Origin of the sequence: Microcoleus sp. C2D2 (assembly GCF_036702495.1) — a bacterium.
Taxonomy (GTDB): domain Bacteria; phylum Cyanobacteriota; class Cyanobacteriia; order Cyanobacteriales; family Microcoleaceae; genus Microcoleus.
The window spans coordinates 1-23,082 of record NZ_JAUBTO010000057.1 but is presented as its reverse complement, the minus strand read 5'-3'; the positions used below and the strand labels follow the sequence as shown (position 1 = coordinate 23,082).

17 protein-coding genes and 1 pseudogene are annotated in these 23,082 nt (G+C 45.2%); 11 read left to right on the top strand and 7 right to left on the bottom strand.

Annotated features, from left to right (window positions below; genetic code table 11):
• The first annotated feature begins 170 nt into the window (after positions 1-170).
• The 9 genes and pseudogenes from modA (at position 171) to QUB61_RS19020 (ending at position 11,642) form a co-directional block, all read left to right on the top strand.
• Positions 171-977, top strand: a complete 807-nt coding sequence (gene modA / locus QUB61_RS19060; protein WP_333131138.1) for a molybdate ABC transporter substrate-binding protein — start codon at positions 171-173, stop codon at positions 975-977.
• A gap of 70 nt (positions 978-1,047) precedes the next feature.
• Positions 1,048-2,868 carry a molybdate ABC transporter permease subunit gene (modB, locus tag QUB61_RS19055; protein WP_333131106.1) on the top strand — a complete coding sequence of 607 codons (1,821 nt, stop codon included), beginning with the start codon at positions 1,048-1,050 and terminating at the stop codon, positions 2,866-2,868.
• Positions 2,869-3,403: 535 nt separating this feature from the next.
• Positions 3,404-3,802: a peptide-methionine (R)-S-oxide reductase MsrB gene (gene msrB / locus QUB61_RS19050; protein ID WP_333131108.1), complete on the top strand. Its 399-nt coding sequence runs from the start codon at positions 3,404-3,406 to the stop codon at positions 3,800-3,802.
• 214 nt (positions 3,803-4,016) lie between these two features.
• Positions 4,017-4,745 (top strand): UMP kinase, encoded by a 729-nt coding sequence (gene pyrH, locus QUB61_RS19045; RefSeq protein ID WP_216670679.1) that lies wholly within the window; start codon positions 4,017-4,019, stop codon positions 4,743-4,745.
• Positions 4,732-5,280 carry a ribosome recycling factor gene (gene frr / locus QUB61_RS19040; RefSeq protein WP_333131110.1) on the top strand — a complete coding sequence of 183 codons (549 nt, stop codon included), beginning with the start codon at positions 4,732-4,734 and terminating at the stop codon, positions 5,278-5,280. The genes pyrH and frr overlap by 14 nt, the downstream gene beginning before the upstream one ends.
• A 201-nt stretch (positions 5,281-5,481) precedes the next feature.
• Positions 5,482-5,733: pseudogene (locus tag QUB61_RS19035) on the top strand (FAD-dependent oxidoreductase); the annotation flags it as partial.
• Between the two features lie 304 nt (positions 5,734-6,037).
• Positions 6,038-7,456, top strand: a complete 1,419-nt coding sequence (locus QUB61_RS19030) for a transposase (protein ID WP_333131112.1) — start codon at positions 6,038-6,040, stop codon at positions 7,454-7,456.
• 356 nt (positions 7,457-7,812) lie between these two features.
• On the top strand, positions 7,813-8,265 hold the full coding sequence (locus QUB61_RS19025) for an NADAR family protein (protein WP_333131114.1): 453 nt from the start codon (positions 7,813-7,815) through the stop codon (positions 8,263-8,265).
• Positions 8,266-8,636: 371 nt separating this feature from the next.
• Positions 8,637-11,642 (top strand): GAF domain-containing protein, encoded by a 3,006-nt coding sequence (locus QUB61_RS19020; RefSeq protein WP_333131116.1) that lies wholly within the window; start codon positions 8,637-8,639, stop codon positions 11,640-11,642.
• Between the two features lie 82 nt (positions 11,643-11,724).
• Here QUB61_RS19020 and QUB61_RS19015 read toward each other — a convergent pair whose 3' ends face one another.
• The 5 genes from QUB61_RS19015 to QUB61_RS18995 form a co-directional block, all read right to left on the bottom strand.
• Positions 11,725-12,297 carry a DUF4276 family protein gene (locus QUB61_RS19015; protein ID WP_333131118.1) on the bottom strand — a complete coding sequence of 191 codons (573 nt, stop codon included), beginning with the start codon at positions 12,295-12,297 and terminating at the stop codon, positions 11,725-11,727.
• Positions 12,298-12,329: 32 nt separating this feature from the next.
• Positions 12,330-13,478 carry an AAA family ATPase gene (locus tag QUB61_RS19010; RefSeq protein ID WP_333131120.1) on the bottom strand — a complete coding sequence of 383 codons (1,149 nt, stop codon included), beginning with the start codon at positions 13,476-13,478 and terminating at the stop codon, positions 12,330-12,332.
• A gap of 148 nt (positions 13,479-13,626) precedes the next feature.
• Complete coding sequence (locus QUB61_RS19005; protein ID WP_333131122.1) at positions 13,627-14,808, bottom strand: transposase; 1,182 nt, start codon at positions 14,806-14,808, stop codon at positions 13,627-13,629.
• Positions 14,809-15,027: 219 nt separating this feature from the next.
• Positions 15,028-15,801, bottom strand: a complete 774-nt coding sequence (locus QUB61_RS19000; RefSeq protein ID WP_333131124.1) for a pentapeptide repeat-containing protein — start codon at positions 15,799-15,801, stop codon at positions 15,028-15,030.
• Positions 15,802-16,060: 259 nt separating this feature from the next.
• On the bottom strand, positions 16,061-16,705 hold the full coding sequence (locus QUB61_RS18995) for a pentapeptide repeat-containing protein (RefSeq protein WP_333131126.1): 645 nt from the start codon (positions 16,703-16,705) through the stop codon (positions 16,061-16,063).
• A 1,532-nt stretch (positions 16,706-18,237) separates the two neighbouring features.
• Here QUB61_RS18995 and QUB61_RS18990 point away from each other — a divergent pair.
• Complete coding sequence (locus QUB61_RS18990) at positions 18,238-18,675, top strand: helix-turn-helix domain-containing protein (RefSeq protein ID WP_333131128.1); 438 nt, start codon at positions 18,238-18,240, stop codon at positions 18,673-18,675.
• A gap of 403 nt (positions 18,676-19,078) precedes the next feature.
• On the opposite strand, the gene QUB61_RS18985 is transcribed toward QUB61_RS18990, so the two are convergent.
• Positions 19,079-19,432, bottom strand: a complete 354-nt coding sequence (locus tag QUB61_RS18985; protein ID WP_333131130.1) for a metal-sensitive transcriptional regulator — start codon at positions 19,430-19,432, stop codon at positions 19,079-19,081.
• A 387-nt stretch (positions 19,433-19,819) separates the two neighbouring features.
• Positions 19,820-21,124, bottom strand: a complete 1,305-nt coding sequence (locus QUB61_RS18980; RefSeq protein WP_333131132.1) for an FUSC family protein — start codon at positions 21,122-21,124, stop codon at positions 19,820-19,822.
• A gap of 391 nt (positions 21,125-21,515) precedes the next feature.
• Here QUB61_RS18980 and QUB61_RS18975 point away from each other — a divergent pair, with 391 nt between their 5' ends.
• Positions 21,516-22,793: an HhoA/HhoB/HtrA family serine endopeptidase gene (locus QUB61_RS18975; RefSeq protein ID WP_333131134.1), complete on the top strand. Its 1,278-nt coding sequence runs from the start codon at positions 21,516-21,518 to the stop codon at positions 22,791-22,793.
• Positions 22,794-23,082: the final 289 nt, after the last annotated feature.

The window sequence follows — 23,082 nt, the reverse complement described above, 5'->3', positions numbered from 1 at the left end:
ATCCTGGACTAATTATGTAGGGTGCGCGCTGCGCACCTTATCGCTTTAAGTAGTGCCTCAGTTCTTTTAACGAACCGCGAAGACGCGAAGGGCGCGAAGCAAGAAAGAGAAGAAGATGGTTTTATTGTGGTTTTGGAGTAACTCAAAATTAAAATTCAAAACTCTTTTTGGTGAACTTAAAAAATACACGCATTCTCAATTTGATTTTCGCAGCCATCGCGGCGCTAGCACTGCTGATTAGTTGCAACTTATTTCAGAGTGTTTCTCCAGTCGCGACGCAACAGCGCACGTCTTTAACTGTATCTGCTGCTATCAGTCTGTCGCCAGCCTTAGCAGAAATCAAGACTGTTTATCAAGGCAGCAATCCCAATGTTACTATTACTTATAATTTTGGTGCTTCCGGTGCTCTAGAGCAGCAAATTCAGCAAGGAGCCCCGGTAGATGTATTCTTGAGCGCCGCTACTAAACAAATGGATGCTTTGCAGCAAGCTAATTTGCTGATTGACGACACGCGCCGGAATTTGCTGACAAATCGCCTGGTTTTGATTACTGCTAAAAATGACGTGGTTTTGAGCGATTTTAAACAGTTGACAGAGACCAGAATTAAGAAAATTGCGATCGGCGAACCCAAGAGCGTACCTGTCGGACAATACGCTCAGGAAATGCTAACTAAGCTTGGATTGTGGCAGCAAGTCCAGCCCAAATTAGTGCTAGGAAATAACGTCCGCCAAGTGCTGACATTTGTCGAAAGCGGTAACGTTGATGCTGGTATAGTTTACACGACTGATGCCAAAGCATCCAACAAAGTAACTGTGCGACTAACGGCTGCCGAAAATTTGCACTCGCCGATTGTTTATCCGCTGGCAGTTATCAGAAACAGCCGCAATCCCGCTGCTGCTAAAGCGTTTGTTGAGTTTTTAGGGGGCGATCGAGCTAAAATAGTATTTCAGAAATACGGATTTGGTATAGTTCGATAACTAACTAATTATGGGTTTTTTACCGCTGATGATAGCAGATAAGCGCTGATTAACGCGGATGTATTTATAGATGGAATTTGATTTTTCTCCGCTCTGGATATCTCTAAAGTCCTCGGCTATTGCGACATTTATTACCTTTTTCATGGGAATAGCCGCTGCTCGGTGGATGCTTTTAACTCGCATCAGAGGTAAAGCTTTGATTGAAGGGATTTTCATTTCTCCCTTAGTTTTGCCGCCGACAGTAGTGGGATTTTTGCTGCTGCTGCTGTTTGGGAGAAATGGGGCGATCGGTCAATTCTTGCTACAATTCGACTTAACTATAATTTTTACTTGGCAAGCGGCCGCGATTACTGCCACAGTTGTATCCTTTCCCCTTATGTACAAAACTGCTTTGGGAGCTTTTGAGCAAATTGATGCCAATCTTCTCAACGCTGCTCGCACTTTGGGGGCCTCGGAGTGGCAAGTCTTTTGGCGAATTATGTTGCCGCTAGCATGGCCGGGAATTTTAGCAGGTACTATTCTGGCATTTGCTCGCGCTTTGGGTGAATTCGGCGCGACGCTGATGTTAGCGGGGAACATTCCCGGACAAACTCAAACTATCCCGATGGCAATTTATTTTGCTGTGGAAGCAGGGGATATGAGGCAAGCTGCTATTTGGGTTTTGATTATTCTTAGTCTTTCTTTGAGCGTGCTAACTGCTGTTAATTTTTGGACTGATTTACAAAGGATATCGCCCAAACCAAATTTGAGCCAAAAACTGGAATCTAATTTTCCCAAATCTGCCTCTTCTTTTACCGCAAAGTCCACAACAAAACAACCGGAAAGCGGACTTTGTTTAAACATTTTTAAACCTCTCTCTGGCTTTGCCTTGGATGTTGGCTTCGATATCAGCCCGGAGGTTCTGGGAATTTTGGGCGCATCGGGTTCCGGCAAAAGCATGACTCTGCGCTGCATCGCTGGTTTGGAAACTCCCAGCAGCGGTAAAATTGCAGTCAACGGCAAGGTTTTATTTGACTCGGTACAGGGCATTAATTTGCCTTCTAAAGACCGCCGCATCGGTTTTTTGTTTCAAAACTATGCTTTATTTCCTCACCTGAGTGTTGCTCAAAATGTTGCGTTTGGCTTGCAGCATTTATCTGAAAGCGAGCAACAACTTCGGGTAAAAGAACAACTAATTTCGGTGCAAATGTCGGGACTGGAAAACCGCTACCCGCACGAACTTTCGGGGGGCCAACAGCAGCGGGTGGCTTTGGCGAGGGCGATCGCCCCTTCTCCCGATTTGCTGCTGTTAGACGAACCGTTTTCTGCTTTGGACACTCACTTGCGCAGTCAACTGGAAGGGGAGTTAATGCAGACTCTGGCTAATTATCGGGGAATTACTTTGTTTGTCAGCCACAATTTAGAGGAAGTTTACCGGGTGTGCAAAAATCTGTTGGTGTTGGCCGAGGGAAGGCCGATCGCCTTTGATACCAAAGAGAACATTTTCGATCGCCCAGGCAATTTCACTGTCGCCCAGTTGACTGGCTGTAAGAATTTCTCTGCCGCTAAACCGATCTCCGTAACTGTCGTTGAGGCGATCGACTGGGGCTGTACTCTGACTGTAGTCGAACCAATTCCCAAATCTTTAGTTTCTGTGGGAATTCGGGCTCATCAACTGAATTTTGTTAGCGGGTGCGATCGCGAAAATACTTTTGCTTGTTGGATCGCCTCTACTGTGGAAACTCCGCACCGGCTGACATTATATCTCAAATTGCACTCGCCTCCCAATCATTCCCAAGATTATCACTTGCAAGCCGAAGTTTTTAAGGAAAAGTGGAGGGCTATGAAGGACAATCCTTTTCCCTGGTATGTTCATATCGAGCCAATTAGGTTAATATTAATGGAGGCATGAGTTAACCAGTCTGTCAGGAACCTCAGCCTAAAGGCATGAGGCTTGAAAGAGAAATCTGACAAGCCGTTCTGACCAGCCAAGCGTCTTAATTGACTACGTTTTTTGAGTCACGACACCCTGGAATGCGTAGCTAGTTCCTTGCTCTGTCGCTGAAGGTTAAACAGTTCTAAGGTCACTGGGACAGTGCTTTCAGCCTAACAAGCTCACTAAACATTGGCGAAGCTAACTTTACTCCGAAAGGAGATTGAGGCAACCATACCTCGCCGGAGGGGCAACCATACCCCTCCACCCCCCCCAAAATTTTTAACTCAATGTAAAGCCGTCCTAAAAGGACGAGGTTTCAACCCTCCGCTACGCTCCGCCCATATTTCTGATGACTTACGCAGGCTTGTTTCAGAAACCAGGTTTTTTCTTAAATGTCTCGTTTTCCCACATTTTTTTCGGAGAAACCTGGTTTCTTTGGTCTCAGTCATAAACCTCAGAAAAGGTTGACCTAATTATTTGTTAAACCATCTCAACCCAACATCAAATCATCATGACTGAAAAAGTTCAAAAAACCGAAGAAGAATGGAAACAGCAACTCACTCCTGAACAGTTCAAAGTCACCCGCAAAAAAGGGACGGAAAGAGCTTTTAGTGGCGAATATCACGACAACAAAAAAACCGGAATTTATAAGTGCATTTGCTGCGGCACAGAGCTATTTAAATCTGAAACAAAGTTCGATTCCGGTACCGGTTGGCCGAGTTTCTACGCTCCCGTTAGCGAAGAAAATGTCAAGTGTGAGTCGGATAACACCTTGTTCATGCGCCGCACGGAGGTACTGTGTGCTGTCTGTGACTCTCATCTCGGTCACGTATTTAACGACGGGCCCAAACCGACCGGTCAGCGTTACTGCATGAATTCTGCTGCTCTTAATTTCGTTCCCAAGGATTAAGTCTTTTAGGGGCGGGCTAAGAGTGCCCACCCCACAAAAAATCAATTGGGTTGTGGAACAGGCTAGGAGGGCCTGTTCTCCAACCGCAGCCCGCGCAACAAACAAATTCTCTTGCAGCACAAGCACGATGCCTGTTCCGGGCAATTGATGTTCAAAATGCACCTGTACTGCTATCTTATGGTGGAGGCAAACAGAGTAAAAAAATAGTGGCGGCATGGGGATGGTTTATCAGCGAGTTTTGCTGAAGCTCAGCGGTGAAGCGCTGATGGGCAGCTTGGGCTACGGCATCGATCCGATAGTCGTTCAGTCGATCGCCCAGGAAGTAGCCAAAGTCGTGTCCGAAGGTATTCAAATCGCGATTGTTGTCGGTGGCGGCAACATTTTTCGCGGGGTGAAAGCTGCTTCGGCAGGGATGGATCGGGCAACGGCTGATTATGTGGGCATGATTGCTACGGTGATGAATGCTATCACTTTGCAGGATGCCCTGGAACAAGTAGGAGTGCCAACGAGGGTGCAATCGGCGATCGCCATGCAAGAAGTAGCTGAACCCTACATCCGGCGGCGGGCGATTCGCCACCTCGAAAAAAAACGAGTAGTGATTTTTGGTGCCGGTTCTGGCAATCCTTTTTTTACTACGGATACTACAGCCGCTCTGCGGGCGGCTGAAATTGATGCAGAGGTGATTTTTAAAGCTACTAAGGTAGATGGGGTGTACGATTCTGACCCCCACCTCAACCCCAACGCGCGCAGGTATCAAACCCTCACCTACGGACACGTCTTGAATCAAGACTTGCGGGTGATGGACAGTACCGCGATCGCCCTTTGCAAAGAAAATAATATTCCTATTATGGTATTTGACCTCTCGGTGTCGGGCAACATCTACCGAGCTGTAATGGGAGAATCTATTGGAACCCTTGTCGGAGGTTTTTGTGAAGTTAGCTGAAGCAGAAGATCATATGCAAAAGGCAGTTGAGGCTACTCAACGGTCTTTTAATACTATTCGGACGGGACGGGCCAACGCCTCCCTCCTCGATCGAGTCATGGTAGACTACTACGGCTCTCCAACTCCGATCAAATCCCTTGCCAATATCGGCACCCCGGATGCGACTACGATCACCATTCAACCGTTCGATCGCACAGCGCTCAACTCGATCGAAAAAGCGATTTCCCTGTCAGATGTAGGACTCGTTCCCAACAACGACGGTTCAGTTATTCGCTTGAACATTCCGCCGCTGACGAGCGACAGACGCCAAGAATTTGTCAAAATGGCCGGGAAGTTTGCTGAAGAAGGTAAAGTTGCAATTCGCAATATCCGCCGCGATGCCGTTGACTCGATTCGCAAGCAGGAAAAAAGCAGCGATATCTCTAAAGATGAATCGCGGGACTTGCAAGATAAAATTCAAAAGCTGACGGACAAGTACATTGCCAAAATAGAAGAAGTTCTGGCAGCGAAAGAGAAAGATATCACGACAGTTTAGGGAATGGGAAATTGGACATGGGGAATAGGAATAGTTTTGAGATTGCACAGATCCGGTCGCGAACAACGCCCAGACGCTCGATGAGTTGTGATTTGTGAGTTAAAAACTCAAGATTTAACACTTCAAGAGTTAGCAATTACCAGTTACTAATTCCCTGTTCCCCATAACCAATTACCCATAACCAATTACCCATAACCAAAAATGTTTGATGGCATTATTGTCGGTGCAGCCCCGGCAGGTAGCACAGCAGCTTATCACTTGGCAAAGCAGGGACGTTCTGTTTTGGTAGTAGAAAAAGCGTCTCTGCTTCGCAATAAACCTTGCGGCGGCGTTTCTGGGGCGATCGCCCAATGGCTCGATTTTGACCGGACGCCCGCTATTTCTCTGAAAGGTAACAAAATTAGCTACACCTGGAAAATGCAAGACCCGGTGAAAGTTGAGATCAATTCGCCGCGGGCGTCAAATTGCCTATTGCTACTGAGTCGATCGGCAAAATTTAGTGCGACGAACTGCCTTATGCCGATATCGCTAACCGCCCCCTTAAAAAGCTGATGCCGTTTTAGAACGAAGTCAAGCGTGAAGAAGGAATATTCTTAAATCCCAATTCCTTATAAAAAATAGTCGGAAAGCGGAAAACGAGCGTGGCTTTAGCCCGCTCGATGTAAGCGACACGGGGGATTAAAATCCCCCGTGAATTTTTCTTAATTCTTAATATTTAAAGGCGGCGAAAGACCTTAAAATATAAACAAGGAGGTGAGTGAGATTGCTAACAAACTATGTCTACAAGTTACGTCCTAATCAAACACAATTCTTGAAAATGTCTGTTTGGGTAGATATGTTGAGAAGTCACTATAATTGGTGTCTAAACGACAGAATTACCCAATACAATCAGCAGTTTATCCAAGGCGATTACTGCGATATCAAGACTTGTAGTGAAGTTTCACCGCTAACTTGCTTTGTTAGCAAAAATGGAGCAAGTGGCGAACCTTGGAAAGATTCAAAAGTAGACAAGGAAGGGAAAAACAAAAATCCCAGACGCAGTGCCAGTGATATTCAAATCACGGCATTACCAAGTTTGAAAGCATCTCGCCCTTGGTATGCTGGAATAGATTCAACCGTTCTGCAACAAAATGTTAAACGGTTAGATGTTGCCTACAAAAACTTTTTTGAAGGTCGTGGGTTTCCCAAGTTTAAAAATCGCAGTAATTTTACATCCTTTACTTGCGTAATGGGCGTAAAAATACAAGGCAGTAAAATCTACTTGCCCAAAGTTGGATGGATGCGCTTTTACAATTCTCGCCCTATCCCCGATGGGTATGTCATCAAAGCCGCTACTGTTCGGAAAAGGCAAAATGGCTGGTATGTATCAATTAGAATTGAGGACAAAGAAGTTCCCAATTCAACTGTTAAACCTCTGAGTGAAGTAAATAAAATTATTGGATGCGATCTAGGGATTACCAAACTGGTTCATCTATCCGATGGGACTCAAATTGAAAATCCCAAATTTGGAACTAGCAAGAAGTTCAAGCGACTCTTAAAAATTAGACAGCGACGGGTTAACCGTAAAGTTAAAGGTAGTAAAAATCGCAAGAAAGCGGCAAAAATAGTTGGACGTTTGCATCAAAAAGCCACCAATAAGCGTGATGCTTACCAGTGGAAAGTTGCAAATCAAATTGCATCCAGAAATATTGATGCGATCGCCCTAGAGGACTTAAACATCTCTGGGATGATTCGTCGATGCAAAGTAAAAGTTGACGATAAAAATCGATTTCTTAAGAATGGACAATCTCGTAAGAAAGGTTTGAATCGCGCAATCTCTGATGCAAGTTGGGGTAACTTAACTTTAAAAATTGAGTATCTTGCTGCGAAGCAAGGAAAGATTGTGATTAAAGTTAATCCCAAATACTCTAGCCAAGAATGCAGGAAATGTAAACACATTGACAAGTCAAATCGAGACAAAGAAAAATTCATTTGTACTCAATGCGGTCACAGGTCACACGCCGATATTGGCGCTGCAAAAACCATCAGAGATCGAGCATCGGAAATGGTACGTGCGGACTGTGCGGAACCGAGTGCTAGACACTCAAACGCCCAAAAGGTATCACCACGCTCACAGAGCTTTCGTGGTGAGTTTGGGAACCTGAAAATTCAGGATATTAAGGTTGCAAAATCTTAAGAATCTCAGTGCCTTTAGGCCTGAGAGTGTCAATCTTCATTCCCAATTCTTAATGGTTAATTTTAAAATAGGAATTACGCACTATTCCTCAGAAAGCCAGTTGATTCCTAGATTTTTCATTGCTCAACCCAATTTTTTCCAAGAAACGGGGTTCAAAAGCGTAACTCCTCTTTAAAATAAAGTCAATGTGAGGATTTTTTAATACAAGCCCCGCGCTGCTTATAAAATCAATCTCAAATACTCCTGGAGGCAAAAAGTGGTTTCACACGTTACTAAGAGCGCGGTAAGGTGCTTGAGGCGCAGCCTGAATAATTACCTTCTACCTAAATCCTGTAAAATATAAAATCTCAAATCTAATGATAATTTATTTTTATAAAGTAGAGGAGCCTTACGGCTGCTTTTCTAATTTTTCACTCCACGAGATTAGTCTGCACGGTCAAGATTGGTTGACTGTGGAACATTACTATCAAGCCCAAAAATTTGTCAGCACTGATGAAACATTAGTGGCGACGATTCGAGCCGTACCGACTCCTCAAGAAGCCGCCAAATTAGGTCGCGATCCGAACCACCGGATTCGCGCTGATTGGGAAGCGGTGAAAATTCCTATTATGCGCGAAGCAGTTTTAACTAAGTTTCTCGCTCATACAGACATTCAAGCTATTCTCCTCGCCACAGGGGAGCAAGTGATTGTCGAGGATTCGCCAACCGATTACTACTGGGGGTGCGGCTGCGACCGAACCGGTCAAAATCATTTGGGTAAAATTCTGATGAGCGTGCGTAAGGAAATTCGTCAGCGCCTTGCGCGCTGATAGAAACTCAAATTCTTTCGTTAATTATCATTATATGAAGTTATACAACAAATGTCAAGTTATCCTAACAATTAAGAATTTTGATAGTAAGAGTTTAATATTGCGAGAAATTTATAAGAGGATTAAAATAATAATTATTATTTGCTTAAGTCGCTCTGCCGATTGAAGGCAAGGACTCAACCGGCGCGATCGCAGATTTTCCTTACCCCAGCGCGCCAAATGTGATACACCGTCGTCTCTCACCAGTGCGCCACAGATTAAATGTACAGATCGGTTGAGTCAAAAACTCAGGCTGATTCAGCCTGAGTTCGATCGCTCCAACAACACATCAAAACTTCTTATTATCATTGTATAATTACAAAAGGAGATTTATGCAATTCACAGAAAATACGCAAGAATTACATCATAAACTAGATAGAGAAGTTTTGGTACGGCGGATAACTGAACGCATCCGCCAATCTCTAGAATTAGAAGATATTTTAACGAGTACGGTAGCAGAGGTGCGGTCTTTTTTGAAAACAGATCGCATTATGATTTACAGGTTTAGTACCGACGGGAGTGGAGAAGTTGTTGCTGAGTCAATTAATAACACCCGTCTCCCTTCCTTGAAAGGACTGCACTTTCCAGCAGACGACATTCCCGCGCGCGCCAGAGAGATGTATGTGAGTATGCGCCAGCGGACAATCATAGATGTTAACTCCGGGACGATCGTCCTGAGTCCCCTTGATGCTGCAGACACCGGTCAACCTTTAGTAAATCAAGAGATCCACTACAGATCGCTCGATCCTTGCCACACAGCTTACCTGATGGCCATGGGAGTGCAATCTTCCTTAGTCGTGCCGATTTTGCACCGCAGGATCGCGTCCCAAAACAGCAAAACAGATATCTGCGATGCCCCGACGTGCGTGACTCGATACGATCCAGGAAACAATCAAAAAATTCACATCCAACTGTGGGGACTTTTAGTGTCTCACCACTGTACCCCCCTCAATATTTCACCAGCAGATTTAGAAGTAGTTCAGCTCGTATCAGATCAATTGTCTAGCGCTATCGCCCACGCCCTCCTCCTCCAGCAAACCCGCTCTCAAGCCGCCCGGGAAGCTACCGTGAGCCGCATAGCAGCCCTGTTGTACGGTCACGCCAACATTCAACTGCAACAAGGTTTAGAAGCCACAGTCACCGCTTTGGGCGGCAGCGGCGGCAGACTCTATCTCAACCCCCCGAACATCAACGGTGAAAACTTATCGGTTCCCAAGATCGATCGAGCATTTTCCATTGGCAAGGCCCAAAGTGATGCTACCTTTGAACTGTTCGCCACAGGAGAACAACCGACACTTCCCGACTGGGAAATAGTCAAGGAGATTGAAGCTCATCCTCTCTGGCAGCAATGGCTAACCAAAGGATTCAAAAATACCGAAGAAATTTCCACATTCCCAATTATTAATAATTCTCAATTCCCAGTTTGGATAATTACAGACTTATACAAAGAACCTCTGTTTAGAGTTTTAGTTCCCGGTTTCCAAGGTACTAAAATTCGGGGTTTGCTGGTAATTGCGCTCCACTACCAACAACAAGTAGTCGGCTGTTTGACCATTTTCCGCAATGAAATTGATACCGAAAAAATGTGGGCGGGGCGCTTTGATAGCAGTGCTGCACAAAGGCTTCCCAGACAATCCTTTGAAGTCTGGCGAGAAATCAAAAAAGGTCAGTCGCCGGAGTGGAAGCGGGAGGAGATCGAGCAAGCTTTAGCTATAGGCAACCAATTTTGTGCGGCAATTGGGCAGTACGTTCTTTATAAAGAAGTGCAAGCCCTAAATGCCAACTTGGAGCGCCAAGTTCAAGAACGCACCGCCCAATTGCAAAAATCCTTGGACTTTGCTCAAGTATTGACGCGAGTTAGAGACCAGATTCGCAGCACCTTGGATTTGAAAATTATACTGCAAACTATTGTGCGAGAAGTCAGAGTTTTGTTGGATACCGATCGCACCGTAATCTACCAATTTGCCCCAGGCAAACTGGGCGAAGTAGTTGTCGAAGCTGTTTGCGGCCAGTGGCAGTCAATTTTAGGTATCAAATCTCCACAAGCATTATTTGTCGAAGGCTCAGACACCTTTTATCGATCCGGACGGGTGCGAGCAATTAATGATATTTATACTGATGATTTAACACCCTGTCACCGCGAATTTTTGGAAGATTTGCAGGTGAGAGGAAGTTTAATTGTGCCCCTGATGGGCAAAGATTCCCAAGTGTGGGGGTTGCTGATTGCCCATGAGTGTTCCGGGCCGAGAGTTTGGCAAACTGCAGAACAGGAATTGCTGCAACATTTAGCTGCTCAAGCTGCGATCGCCATTCACCAAGCAGAACTTTATCAAGAAAGTCTCAATGCAGCAACTGCCGATCGAGTAAAAGCCGAACAGCTAGCTAAAACCGTCATAGAACTGCACAATACCCAAGCCCAACTCATTCAAACCGAGAAAATGTCCACACTCGGACAACTGGTGGCCGGAGTCGCCCACGAAATCAATAACCCCGTTAACTTTATCTACGGCAATCTGTCCCACGCCAGCGAATACACCAAAGATTTGCTCTGCTTGGTGGAACTCTACCGCCAGCACTACCCCAATCCCTACCCAGAAATTAGCGAGTGCTCCGAAGAAATCGACATCGAATTCCTTACCGAAGATTTGCCCAAAATTTTGGGTTCCATGAAAATCGGAGTAGAGCGCATCCGCCAGTTAGTTGTATCTTTGCGCAATTTTTCCAGATGCGATCAAGCTCAAAAGAAAGGCGTAGACATTCACGAAGGCATCGAGAGTACCCTGTTGATTTTGCAGCACCGGATCAAAGCCCAGTCCGATCGCGACACGGTGAAAATCATCAAAGAATACGGCAATTTGCCCTTAGTAGAATGTTATGCCAGCTCGCTCAATCAGGTATTTATGAATCTGATCGGCAATGCCGTTGACGCCCTAGAAATGGGAAAAAGAGAGCGAGTTATGAATGCTCCCTCCCTAGGGGCAAGTGCAGCAGCGACATATTCAATATCCCAAAAACAGGCTATGGAGCCAGTAGAGATAAATGGAAGCACCGAGTTTTTGATTCCTGATTTCCCGTACCCTTGCATTCGGATTCGCACCGAAATAATCGATGAAAAAACGGTAGGAATTTGCATTGCCGACAACGGTCACGGCATCCCCAAAGAGCTAATTTCTCACATATTTAATCCGTTTTTTACTACTAAACCCGTCGGTCAGGGCACGGGTTTAGGGCTGTCTATCAGTTACCAAATTGTAGTTGAGAAACACCAAGGGGTACTGAAATGTGTTTCTATACCTGGTCAGGGTACAGAATTCTGGATTGAGATTCCGCTGAATTAAGTAGAACAACCTAAAACAACAACACACCCAGATACCCGACTTCTTTGAGAGTTCGGGTAATTAACAGCGATCGCGTTTTACGTCAAGAAATTATTTTCTCTTTATCGCAGAGATAGATAATTCGATTCACAAAATCTTTTAGTTCGGGACAAGCTTGAATCGCAATCATCAGATCGTTGTCTTTCAAAATAGCCATTCCATCACTCACTTTGTCATAGTCTCTTCTGCATTTTTCTGTGCTAAAAATTTCCTTAATCCTATCGGAAGGTAGCTTTTGATGATTCACGGTTTCAGGCAAACCGCTAGGAGCAGAACGGTTGTGTTTCGCTAGCTTCTGGATAGTTTTCCAGTAGGGAAGAAGCCATGCTTCAAAATCATGTAATGCTGTGTGAGGATAGAATTTTGGGTTTTTGTCTACCCATCTCCTCATTTTATCTTTAGCATCATTGGCATCTTGAAAGTCCTGCTTTCCCGTATAAACGTCTGTAAGTGCTATTACAGCATCATAGCCATCATTATCGAGGAGATTTTCAACAATAAGCTTGAGTTTCCCTTCCTTGGGAATTCCACCATGTTGTGGTTTAAAGTCGAGTCGGGGCATTTTTTGCTCTAAACGACTTTGCAGAAACTCACGAAGCTTATCTCTAAATGCCATTTCAGTAGCACCTTAAACCAAAATAGCAATTTTCATGGACGACCACCCATCACATTCATTTCCCAAACCTGGTCAAGACTGTAATCTTCTAACCATTTATCCAGGTTAAGAGTATCAGCCCACCTCATTTTTGCCTCACCTTCTTCTAGGTCACAGACCAAAACCTCATGTGGCTTAAGAAATTTGATGAGTCTATCAGAGTATGTTGCAACTATCAGTTGAGTGTGTTTTGAAGCTTCTCTCATTAGATAAACTAAGTGTCTTAAGAGTTCCGGGTGTACGCTAACTTCTGGTTCATCTAGCAACGTAATAGTTGTTAAAGTTTGACTTTGCAGCAGCGCAACCAACCATAGGAAACGCAGCGTTCCCTCTGATAGCTCATGGACATAGAAAGGCTGAGAAAAATTCCTATCTGTCCAAGTCATAGACATAGTTCCTGCGGCAACCGGAGGAAAGTTTAATCGATCGAAATCTGGAAAGGCAGCAGAAATGATATTTTCAACCATTTCAAAACGGTCGCGATCGGTTTTCCGAAGGTCGTAAAGACAGGAAACGAGGTTTTCACCGCTTGCTCCAGGCAACTTTGCAGGGCGCATTGCTTGAGGTAGACGAATTGGACTTTTCTCTGAAACATCGAGTGCTCCATAATATGTGCAAGAAGCAAGGCTCTTTCTCAGGTTCTCTGGTTCGCGATACATTTTAGGAACTTGAGAAAGCGATGTTTCAAGAGGATTGTGTTCCCAACTCGGTCTCACAAATCCTCTTCTTTCTTCTGGAGAATATTTAATATCCAAACCTTGTGATTCAATATACTTGAATGGTTCCGTTTTGCTTGGATCTCTCTGCTGTGTTAAATATTCGTCTCTGACTTCATAAGATAAACCTTTGGGTGACAATGTTAAGCTGTACTTCAAAGGTTGTTCCTTTGGCACTTGCATTGAAATTTTAATTTCAAGTTCTTGTACTTTACCTCTTGTCAAAATTTCATTCAAGCCGCCTTTAAGTTGCAATAAACTCTGTAAATTTCCACTTGCTGAAGCGGCTAGTATTGAAAGAACATCTAAAAAAGAAGTTTTTCCTGCTCCGTTTGCACCAATCATGACGATGAGATTTCTCATCTCAAGCTCAATATTTTGAAGACGCCGAAAACCCCTTACTGATATATTTTCAAATCTATTCATATTACTAACCCTCCTTACTATCAATAGCTAAACTAGCCTAGACAGATATATCCAGACTAGGCTAAGTATACCTGCGTTACAGACATTAGGAGTTTATTGACACTCCCCGACCTGAAGGCGCGAGGATTCTTGGTTCAATCAGTGGAACTTATCTCTGTTTTGTCGCCACCAATGAGTAGAGATCGGTCTGTCCCCAAGCGTTAATTTCGGTATGCCCTACCGTATTTAAATTGATTCCGGCTTGCTTCAACCCTTTCGCTAAAATGTTTTTCGCTGCGTTGTGATCGCGATCCAATACCGCACCGCAATCACAAATATGGGTTCTAGTTGATAGCGTTTTTTTGACAGTATTCCCACAGGTTGAGCAGTCTTGAGAAGTGTATTGAGGAGCAACAGCAATTACTGTTTTACCGTACACTTTCCCAAAATATTCCAGCCATTGAGCAAACTGTGACCACGCTGCGTCGCTAATTGATTTGGCAAGCTTGTGATTTTTAACCATATTCCTCACCTGAAGGTTTTCGTAGGCTACAAAATCGCTAGATTTTACCGCGCACAACGCCGTTTTGATGGCGAAGTCTTTACGCTGCCTACTCACCTTTAGGTGTTTTCTTCCTAACTTGTTAATTGCTTTTTTCCGATTGATAGAGCCTTTCTTCTTCCGAGAAACCCGCTTCTGCAATCTCTTCAAAGCTTTTTCACTTTTTCGGAGGTAGCGAGGGTTGGCGACTGTTTCACCATCGCTGTCGGTGTAGAAGTGATTCAATCCCACATCTATTCCAATGGCTTTACCAGTGGGAATAGGTTCTTCTTTCCGCTCCACGTTGATACAAAATTGGGCATAGTACCCGTCGGCACTACGCACAATCCTGACTCGTTTAATCTCGTCGGGCGCATAGAAATGCAAATCCCGATTACCGATTAACTTGAATTTCCCAGCAGCAAAGCCGTCCTTAAGTGTTAGGCATCTTTTGTCTGTAGAAAGCGCCCAACCTGACGTTTTGTACTCTACAGAACGAGTATGCTTTTTGAACTGCGGGTATCCCTTTTTTCCTGGTTTTTTGGCTTTACAATTAGCAAAAAAACGTTGGATAGCAAAAATGGCACGTTCAGTTGAGGCTTGACGTGCCATTGAGTTAAGCTTACCTGCCCATTCAAACTCTTTTGCCATAATGGCGCATTGTTTGTATAGGTCAACCAGCTTAACTCCTTGATTCTCCGTCCAATATTTAAGAGTTTTATTTCGGACAAATTGAGCCGTCCTAATCATTTCATCAATGATTCGGTATTGGTGTGCTTTGCCTTTCAACTTGAACTCTAATGTTATCATCCAATAATTCTATTATGCCCATAAAACACTATCTCTATAGAATGTGTCTTCTTAACAACTCTTTACACTTTGGGATAGAAATTAAAGCCGTCTTAGAAGGGCGGGGCTTTAGACCGAATTTTCTTGGTAAAACCAGATCGGTGTATGAAACGCCCTGCATCGCTTGGGTTGGCGCAGCATGAAAAGTCTTTGGAGCAGGTCGTTCGCAAGTCCTGTTATTCAAAATAGCAATCGCAGCAGCACAGAACCCAGAGAACCCAAAACGCTCATAAAGTTGCCACCGCCGCCCGTGCCGGCTTGCGCAGGCTTTTGGCGCGCTACAATGGCTTCGGCTAACTGCTTTGACAATTCCTGACCTTGGGGATTTCCTTGAGCGCCAAAGAGTTGGTTTGCTCTTGCAGCGTCTTGAGCCGCGCCGGCGAAGTCTCCCACGTCAGCGCGAGACATACTGCGCGCAAAATAAACGGCGGCTAAATCCGATTTCAGATTCAGGGCTCGATCGTAATAATCAATGGCGTTTCTGTAGTTTCCCGCTTGAGCTTCCAGCACTCCCAACCGATAGAAGTCTTCAGCGGTGCCGATATTAATTGGCATTCCTCTAACTCCGAGCAGTTGCGCGTTAGTTAAATTGGCGTCGAGCAAATTGGCGTCGCTGAGATAGGCACTTCTCAAGTCAGCACCGCTGAGGTTGGCACCGCTGAGGTTGGCCCCCGTCAGGTTGACGCCAAACAGGCTGGTGCCGCTGAGGTTGGCACCGCTGAGGTCAGCCCCGGTGAGGTTGGCTCGGCTGAGGTTAGCCAACCTCAAGTCAGCACCTTTGAGATTGGCTCCTGTTAAATTGGCTAAAACCAAGCCTGCACTGCTGAGGTCGCAGTTGGGACACTGTCGGGTGGCGAGTAATTGTTGCGTGTGTTGGATGTTCTCGGCGGGTGCAGGAGCGATCGGGGCGATCGCGCTCAGCAGCGTTGCAGCAGCGAGGATTCTGAGTTTCATTTTAACCGTCCCAAATCCAAAATATTAATTCTAAAATAGCTTTTATCGAAGCAATTAAAAATCACGATAACACGAGTTAACCAACAAATCCTTTGGATCGTCGGATTTAGGGGTTATGCGCCCCATAAGCACCCTACATTGAAGTTATCAGCTTTACCTTAGTGTCAAATAAACATTTCGCTGCCAATAAATTAGGGTAACGAAAAGCTCATTACCCTTTAGGCGCGGTTTTGGCAAACCATAAAATTTAACACATAAATTAGTCGTGGATCGTGCCGTCAGGCATCGTTGTCCCCTTAAGATATACTCCGCTCAGGTTGACTTTTGTAAGGTTGGCTCCCAACAGGTTTGCGCCGCTTAAGTCTGACGCACTTAAAATCGCTTCAGTCAAGTCTGCCCTAATTAGACTCGCCCCCATTAAGTCGGCTCCGCTAAGGTCTACTTTGCTCAAGTTTGCCCCAATTAAATCGCATTCTGTGAGCACCGCCCTGCGCAAGTTTACTCCGTAAAGATTTACTCCGTGCAAGTCTGCACGGCAGAGTATTGCCCGAGATATGTTGGCTCCAATTAAAGTTGCTTGTATCAGAGAAGCTCCGCTCAAGTCTGCTTTGCTGAGGTTCGCTCCCATCAACTCAGCTCGATGCAGGTTAGCTTCAGCTAAAAGTGCTTCTGTGAGGTCGGCTCCACCTAAGTCGGCTCTGCTCAAATTGGTCTTGCACAAGTTGGCTTTGCCAAAGTTGACTCTGTTGAGCTTCGCTTTGCTGAGATTGGCTCCAATCAGGTCGGCTTCATACAGATTGGCTCCAATCAATTCTGCGTCGTAGAGGTACACCTCGTGCAGGTAGACCCCGCTAAAATTTCTTTCTCCTATTGCGTATAGCTTGAGCAGTTCGTCAACGTTCATTGTGGCTTCTCTACACCTTTTAAATGAAGAATACTGTCAGTAAGCTTGTTGCACCGGATGTTCTGCCATTTTAGATTTTAGGTTCTGAAAGATTCACACCCAGCGCGAGACTTCCCTCAATCTGCAAGGTTTGAGTATAAATTAGGTTGTTTGGGGAGGGTGAAGGACAAAACAGCATTCTCTTTGCCCCTTGGTTAAAAATTCACCTTTAAAAATTTAACAACAATTTCGATCGCACTTCCTCACTAAATTCCCAAGATTTTAGGTGGAAAGTGCGATCGAACCCATAACTTTATGTTAGTAGTTGAACTTACTGAGTATTAGTGTGACCACGATCACTAAGTCATGTTAGTAGTATCACATAGAAATTACCATTTCGATCACAGCAAGCGGGAAAAAATAGCCGATAGTGGTACTGTAATGGTGGAAAATTGACAATGCGACCCTCACCGTGTTTTACTCAACTGACGTTAAAGCAAGTAGTTTCACAGATACTTGCCCGCGACAGGAATGTCGGTTGCAAGGTCACTCGGCGCTACCCGCTCCGGCTGATGAGAGTGTTGATGTATCAGGATTTCTGGCACAGCGAAGGCCAGAAATGCACTTCTGGGAGTAGGGAAATGTGTGTATAAAAAAGCGATCGCTGGTGTAAAGACCAAGCCTGTTTGCTACCACCTAGTCCACAACCCAGGTCTAAAGACACGCTCGCTTCGGGCCTAAAACTTAAACCACAGTTGACCAGACTCAATACCTTGGGTACTACGTTAACGGTAAGAGTTTAAGACCTACCAATGAATGCTCAGCTAGTTTCTTGAAGCGCGAAATTTAGGATTAAACAGATTTATTGGGTTAAATCAGTCTCCTAGATCGAGTACCGGCCGTAAACTTTGGCGCAAGCTAACATCACCCCTCTCAATTAGGCTCGAAAGAGCAAACATTATGCGATCGTGGGTTGCTCCATTCTCCATGGTAATTGTCAAGAGTGAAAGTGGATTACATTCATTACACCGAATCTAGCAATCCCCGTGTAATGCAAAGATTCACGGCGCTTGAAACCGCCCGCGTCGTTTATCGGGCGGGCCCTCTTTGGGACCCTCGTTTCACACTTACCGAATTTTTTTATGGCTAAAAATCGCCCATACGTTCGCAAAAATTACCAATAAATACCAGGAAAACCATGCTATATGTTTAACAATAAGAGAATAAATGGTATTCATTAAAAGTCACCTATGGCAGCTAATGTTACAGTCGATCGGTTAACGGCTATCAATATTAGCAATGACCCTTGTCCATCAAATAAAAAACTGACCCATCAACCGGGTTTTTTACCAAAAAACTTCGTTGCAACCCTTGCTCCAGGTTAAAATAATCCGGTTTCTGAGCGTCAGAGTGCGTCCAGGAATGAAAAAGTTTAATGAGAGCGCTTTTGTATTGCTTCATGGCAAACAAAAGGCGAGCATTTAGGAGAGGAGCGGATTTTGCTCCCTTGTCAAACAAAGATATTGTAGAACGCGAATCGTGAGGAAATTGATATGGCTGGAGTATGTAAACTTAGCATCACAGAGACAAGTGAAGAACTAAAAAACCTGTTAACTGAACAAAAAACGGCAAGCGGCTTTCAAAAAATTCAAGCACTTTACCTGTTCAAAATTTGTCATGTTAAGACAGTTAAAGAATTGGCAATGACGATCGGGGTAAACCGAATTACAGTGCAGCGGTGGCTGAGAAAGTACCGCTCTTACGGACTCGAAGGACTCCTCGAAACAAAGCACAGCGGCGGCCGCAAGCCGGCCATTCCTCCTCTGGCCCGCGCTAGTTTGGCAATGCGCCTCAGCGACCCTCAGAAAGGCTTTAAAAGCTATGGAGAAATTCAAGAGTGGTTGCAGCAGGAATACAACATTGAGGCTTCCTATAAAGCCGTGTACGCAACAGTCAGATACCAGCTAAAAGCCAAGCTGACGAAAGTCTAGACACTTCATACCAAGTCGGATCGATCGCCGATTATCTAATGGTTTGCAGTCAGCTTTTGCAGCTTTTGAGGAGTTCCTTCGTCACGACAAACGTGACTAATTCTTTTTTAACAAAACTCGCTCTCATAAACTGCAAAGCATATACAGCGTATCCCTGATTTATGAAGCAGCTTTAGACACGGCAGGGCAAGAGTGTCCCAGGGACCCTCGCGATAGGCGGGTGTACTTCATAAACCTGCACTCTGCTGTAAATTAGATGTTGCGACGATTGGGGTGAGGGAGAGAAAATTTGACGCTTTTCCCCTGTTTGTGAAAGATGCTTAAAAAAGGCGCCATAAATCATAACTTGCAAGTTTTGTCTAATTTGCAGGTTTTGTTATATCAATTTAAAAATTGGCAACGGCTAAGGCAAAAACCGATCCAAAGCCGCTTTCAACTCTTCTATTTCCGTATCAATATTGCCTTCTTTCGCGGCTCTGGCGATGCACTCACTTAAATGTTCGTCAAGAATGATTCTCGCTACGCGATCGAGCGCTCCTCGAACCGCAGCAACTTGCACGAGAACTTCGGGACAGGGACGGTTTTCTTGAACCATTGTTTTAATGCCGCGGACGTGTCCCTCAATCCGAGACAAGCGATTGACCAGCCGTCGCATCGATTCTTCATCGTGATGGTGAGGGTGGGCTGATTTATCGTCGTGATGGTGGTGGGAATTTGAGGGCAAGGATTTGTCAGTAGAAGTATCAGATATAATCATTGGGGTTACGAGGGAAATTTTTAAATGTTTGAATTCAGAATATTTTCGAGTAGGTTTTAACTGGTAGCTTGCACCGCGCTCGATCGGCTTTTTAAGGGCGGGTTAGAAGAGTCCTGCCCGCAAGAAAATTGAGTTTTTGTGGAACAGCCCGAAAGCCTGTGCTTGCAAATGGTGCAAAATGTGGATTTTAATATGTGCGGCCTTTTGTACTATATCACTGTTGCCAGGGACTCGCCGCCAGCATTGCTTGTCGCAAGGCTTTGCTGAACCACTCCGTTCAGAAGTGCGATCGAAGGACTTTACCTCATCGTAGTTTCTACGGTTCGAGAACGACGAGGCCAGAAACCGGGTTTCTGGCCTCGTCGTTCGTTTTCCAAGCTTGACCCCCTATTTTTTCCGATAAATGGCTTGGCCTGCGGTTTGCTGAAGTATTTTGGTCATCGCTCGATCCTTGTTCAGGCAAATAACCCATGTTTGGTTAGGCAAAGCTAGTTCAATCATAAGTTTCTTTAGCAAGTTGGGTTCTGCCTCTTCTAATTCGATGAATCCGCGACGACGTATAATCCCTAAAACGTAGAAGGGCTTTTCAGGGAAGTATTGCAGGGTTTTGCGTACCAGATAGGCTTCCTTGACTTGAGGGTAGTGCGAGAGTTGTTCGACGAGCTTTGCTTGAGCCGATGCACTCAGATCGTGAGACTCGAAGCCATCGCCGGCGGATATACTAGAACGCTCTTGCTGCGCTAGACTGATTTCTTCATTATCAGTAGGAACTGCATTTGGTTCTCCACTCAAAGGCAGGTTTTGAGTCACTGCCTCGTGGAATTTATTGTACTGGCTAAGAGAAAGCACACCCTGGGCGGCTTGCTTCAGTTTGGGGTTGCCGTTGAGATCCTTAGAAATAGAACTTACAGTCAAGATCGGATCGCTGAACTTACAGCAATGACAGCGTTGCACGTAAACTTCCAAATTAGCAGGATGGATTCCTTGTAAGGGGTCGAGCAATTTTCCAGCTTCACCGAATCGATCGTTTTGAAGCAGATTCAAGAAGTTTTCAGAGCATTGGGGATTGACAATGCCAATATGTTCCGGGTGTTTATACCACTGGTCGCCGTTTTCGCAGAAAGGGTTTTTAGCAGTAGAGTAGGCGATCGCTGCGATCGTAATATCGATTATCGCCAACTCAATCAGCCAGTAAATCCAAGTACCCGTCTCACCCAAATTGGTGGTTTCTGTAGCGTCTAAGCGACCGATACTTACTCCTTGCTGGGCATTGTGCTTTAAATATCCCACAAAACCTTTAGAGCCTGTTTTTTCTTGCAGGAAGGTATCGATAATATTGTTGGATTGGTTGCCACTTGCCGCCTCCAGTTCTTTTGTTATTTGCTCGGAAGCCCACAGCTTAAACTGCCAGTATCCTGCGCCCTGCAGCGATCCATACATCAGCAGTCCAGTTAGTACCCCAAAAATGGTGGCGATCGCCGGATTTCTTACCTTTCCTTGGCGGATTGCTGCAACCATTACTTTACCCCCTGTAAATCCCATGGCCAAGGGAAACACAACAATCAGGTAACTTAATGATAACGAGATCAGATGTGTAAGTCCGCCAATAGCAAGACCACCAATCACCGAGGATAGCAACAGCCATTTAAGCCCGGTACTCGTCACTTTGTTGCTGGGCTGATAAGGTTTCATGGTTTTTGCCTATTTTAAATTGACTGGTCAAGTAGAAACATGAACCTCAAGAACAACTAAAAATTAATACCAACTTAGCTTAAAATCTAAAAAGACAATATATTCTAACTCTTACTTTACCCATTATCTGTTAGCCCCGGCATTATCGTAACAGAACGTATAGGTCAGCGATTGATTATAAAATATAATAGGTATTTGAAAGTCTTGCTCTACATGACTTGTAGACCCGGTTGAGGTTTTACCCAACTTATTAGCTTAGAATGGTGAGTCTCGCTTTGCTCAACCTACGTTTGATTATTAAAATATGTTTAGGAGCTAGCTCGCGATCGAATATTCAATCCGTGCGAGAACACCTGCACCCAATTAACTCAGCTTGACAAAGAGCGACACTATGAGACTGTTCAAATTTTCTCGCCCCGCACCCCGAATCGCAGTTCGCCTGTTAACCCTAATTTTAGCAATTACGATCGCCCTAAATGCTTGGACAATCAGCCCTGCACCAGCCTCTGCCACTGACATCAAGTCCTCGCCCAACTTGCGGGAACAGCCCAAAACAGCCGTCCCGAAAGTACAGTTCCAGAGTTCCCCAGCCACCCCCCCGCATCCCCAACTGTTAGCGCTGCGCGGCCCGGAACTCCCGGCGGATACCGGCAGTTTTGTGACGGCGGCAGTCGATCGAGTCGGGCCAGCAGTTGTCCGCATTGATACCGAGCGCACTGTCAGCCGCAACATCTATCCCTTAATGGAAGACCCCTTCTTCCGCAGATTTTTGGGAGAAGATTTGCGCAGCATGATGCCCAGACAAGAACGGTTGCGCGGTCAAGGTTCCGGCTTCATTATTGACAAAAGCGGGATTGTTTTAACCAACGCTCACGTAGTTGACAAAGCCGATCGAGTGACTGTCACCTTAAACGACGGCAGGACATTTCCAGGAGAAGTGCAAGGTACTGACGAAGTAACAGATTTGGCTGTTGTCAAAATTAATACCAAGCAATTAAACCTGCCGACGGCCACCTTGGGAGATTCTGACGCGGTGAAAGTGGGAGATTGGGCGATCGCTGTGGGTAACCCCCTCGGATTTGACAACACCGTCACCTTGGGCATTATCAGCACCCTCAAACGCTCCAGTGCAGCCCTCGGCATTCCCGACAAGCGGCTCGATTTCATTCAAACCGACGCCGCCATCAATCCCGGCAATTCCGGCGGCCCCCTGTTAAACAGCAGAGGAGAAGTGATTGGCATCAACACGGCGATTCGAGCCGACGCAATGGGTATTGGCTTTGCGATTCCGATCGACAAAGCCAAGGCCATCTACGCGCAGTTAGCCAAGGGAGAACAAGTCAGCCATCCGTTTTTGGGGATTGAGATGATTGCTTTGACTCCTGAAATGGCCAGAGAGAATAATTCTGACCCCAATGCTCCTTTGATTGTGCCGGAAGTGAAAGGGGTGTTAGTGATGCGAGTTGTGCCAAATACGCCTGCTGAGGAAGCAGGGATTCGCAAGGGGGATGTCATCGTTCAAATTGACGGCGAGGGAATGACTGAACCCGAACAGGTGCAAAATTTGGTGGAAAACAGCCAAATCGGTCAAATTCTGCAACTGAAGGTGCGCCGCGGTGCCCAGATTAAAGAAGTTCCGGTTCAAACTGCTCAACTGAGGGATTTTTAACTAGAAGGGGAAGGGGGGAAATCGTTAAAACCCCCTCCTCGACTCGATCGCGTGCTGGGCATAAAAATTGTTCACAAATGAAATAGGATTGCTATCATAGATGATTTCACTTCACTCAACTATGAGCGAATATTGCCTCTACTTTTAATTCAAATCTTGAGCCAAAAGGATCTCGCCTTTCAGTCTAGATCGCACTCTAACCGCTTCTGTTCAACCCACATTCCGCAGATCGGACTCAGAGGACTGGGACTTTTCATGAATTAAGAGTCCTCAAAAATTTTCTCACCTA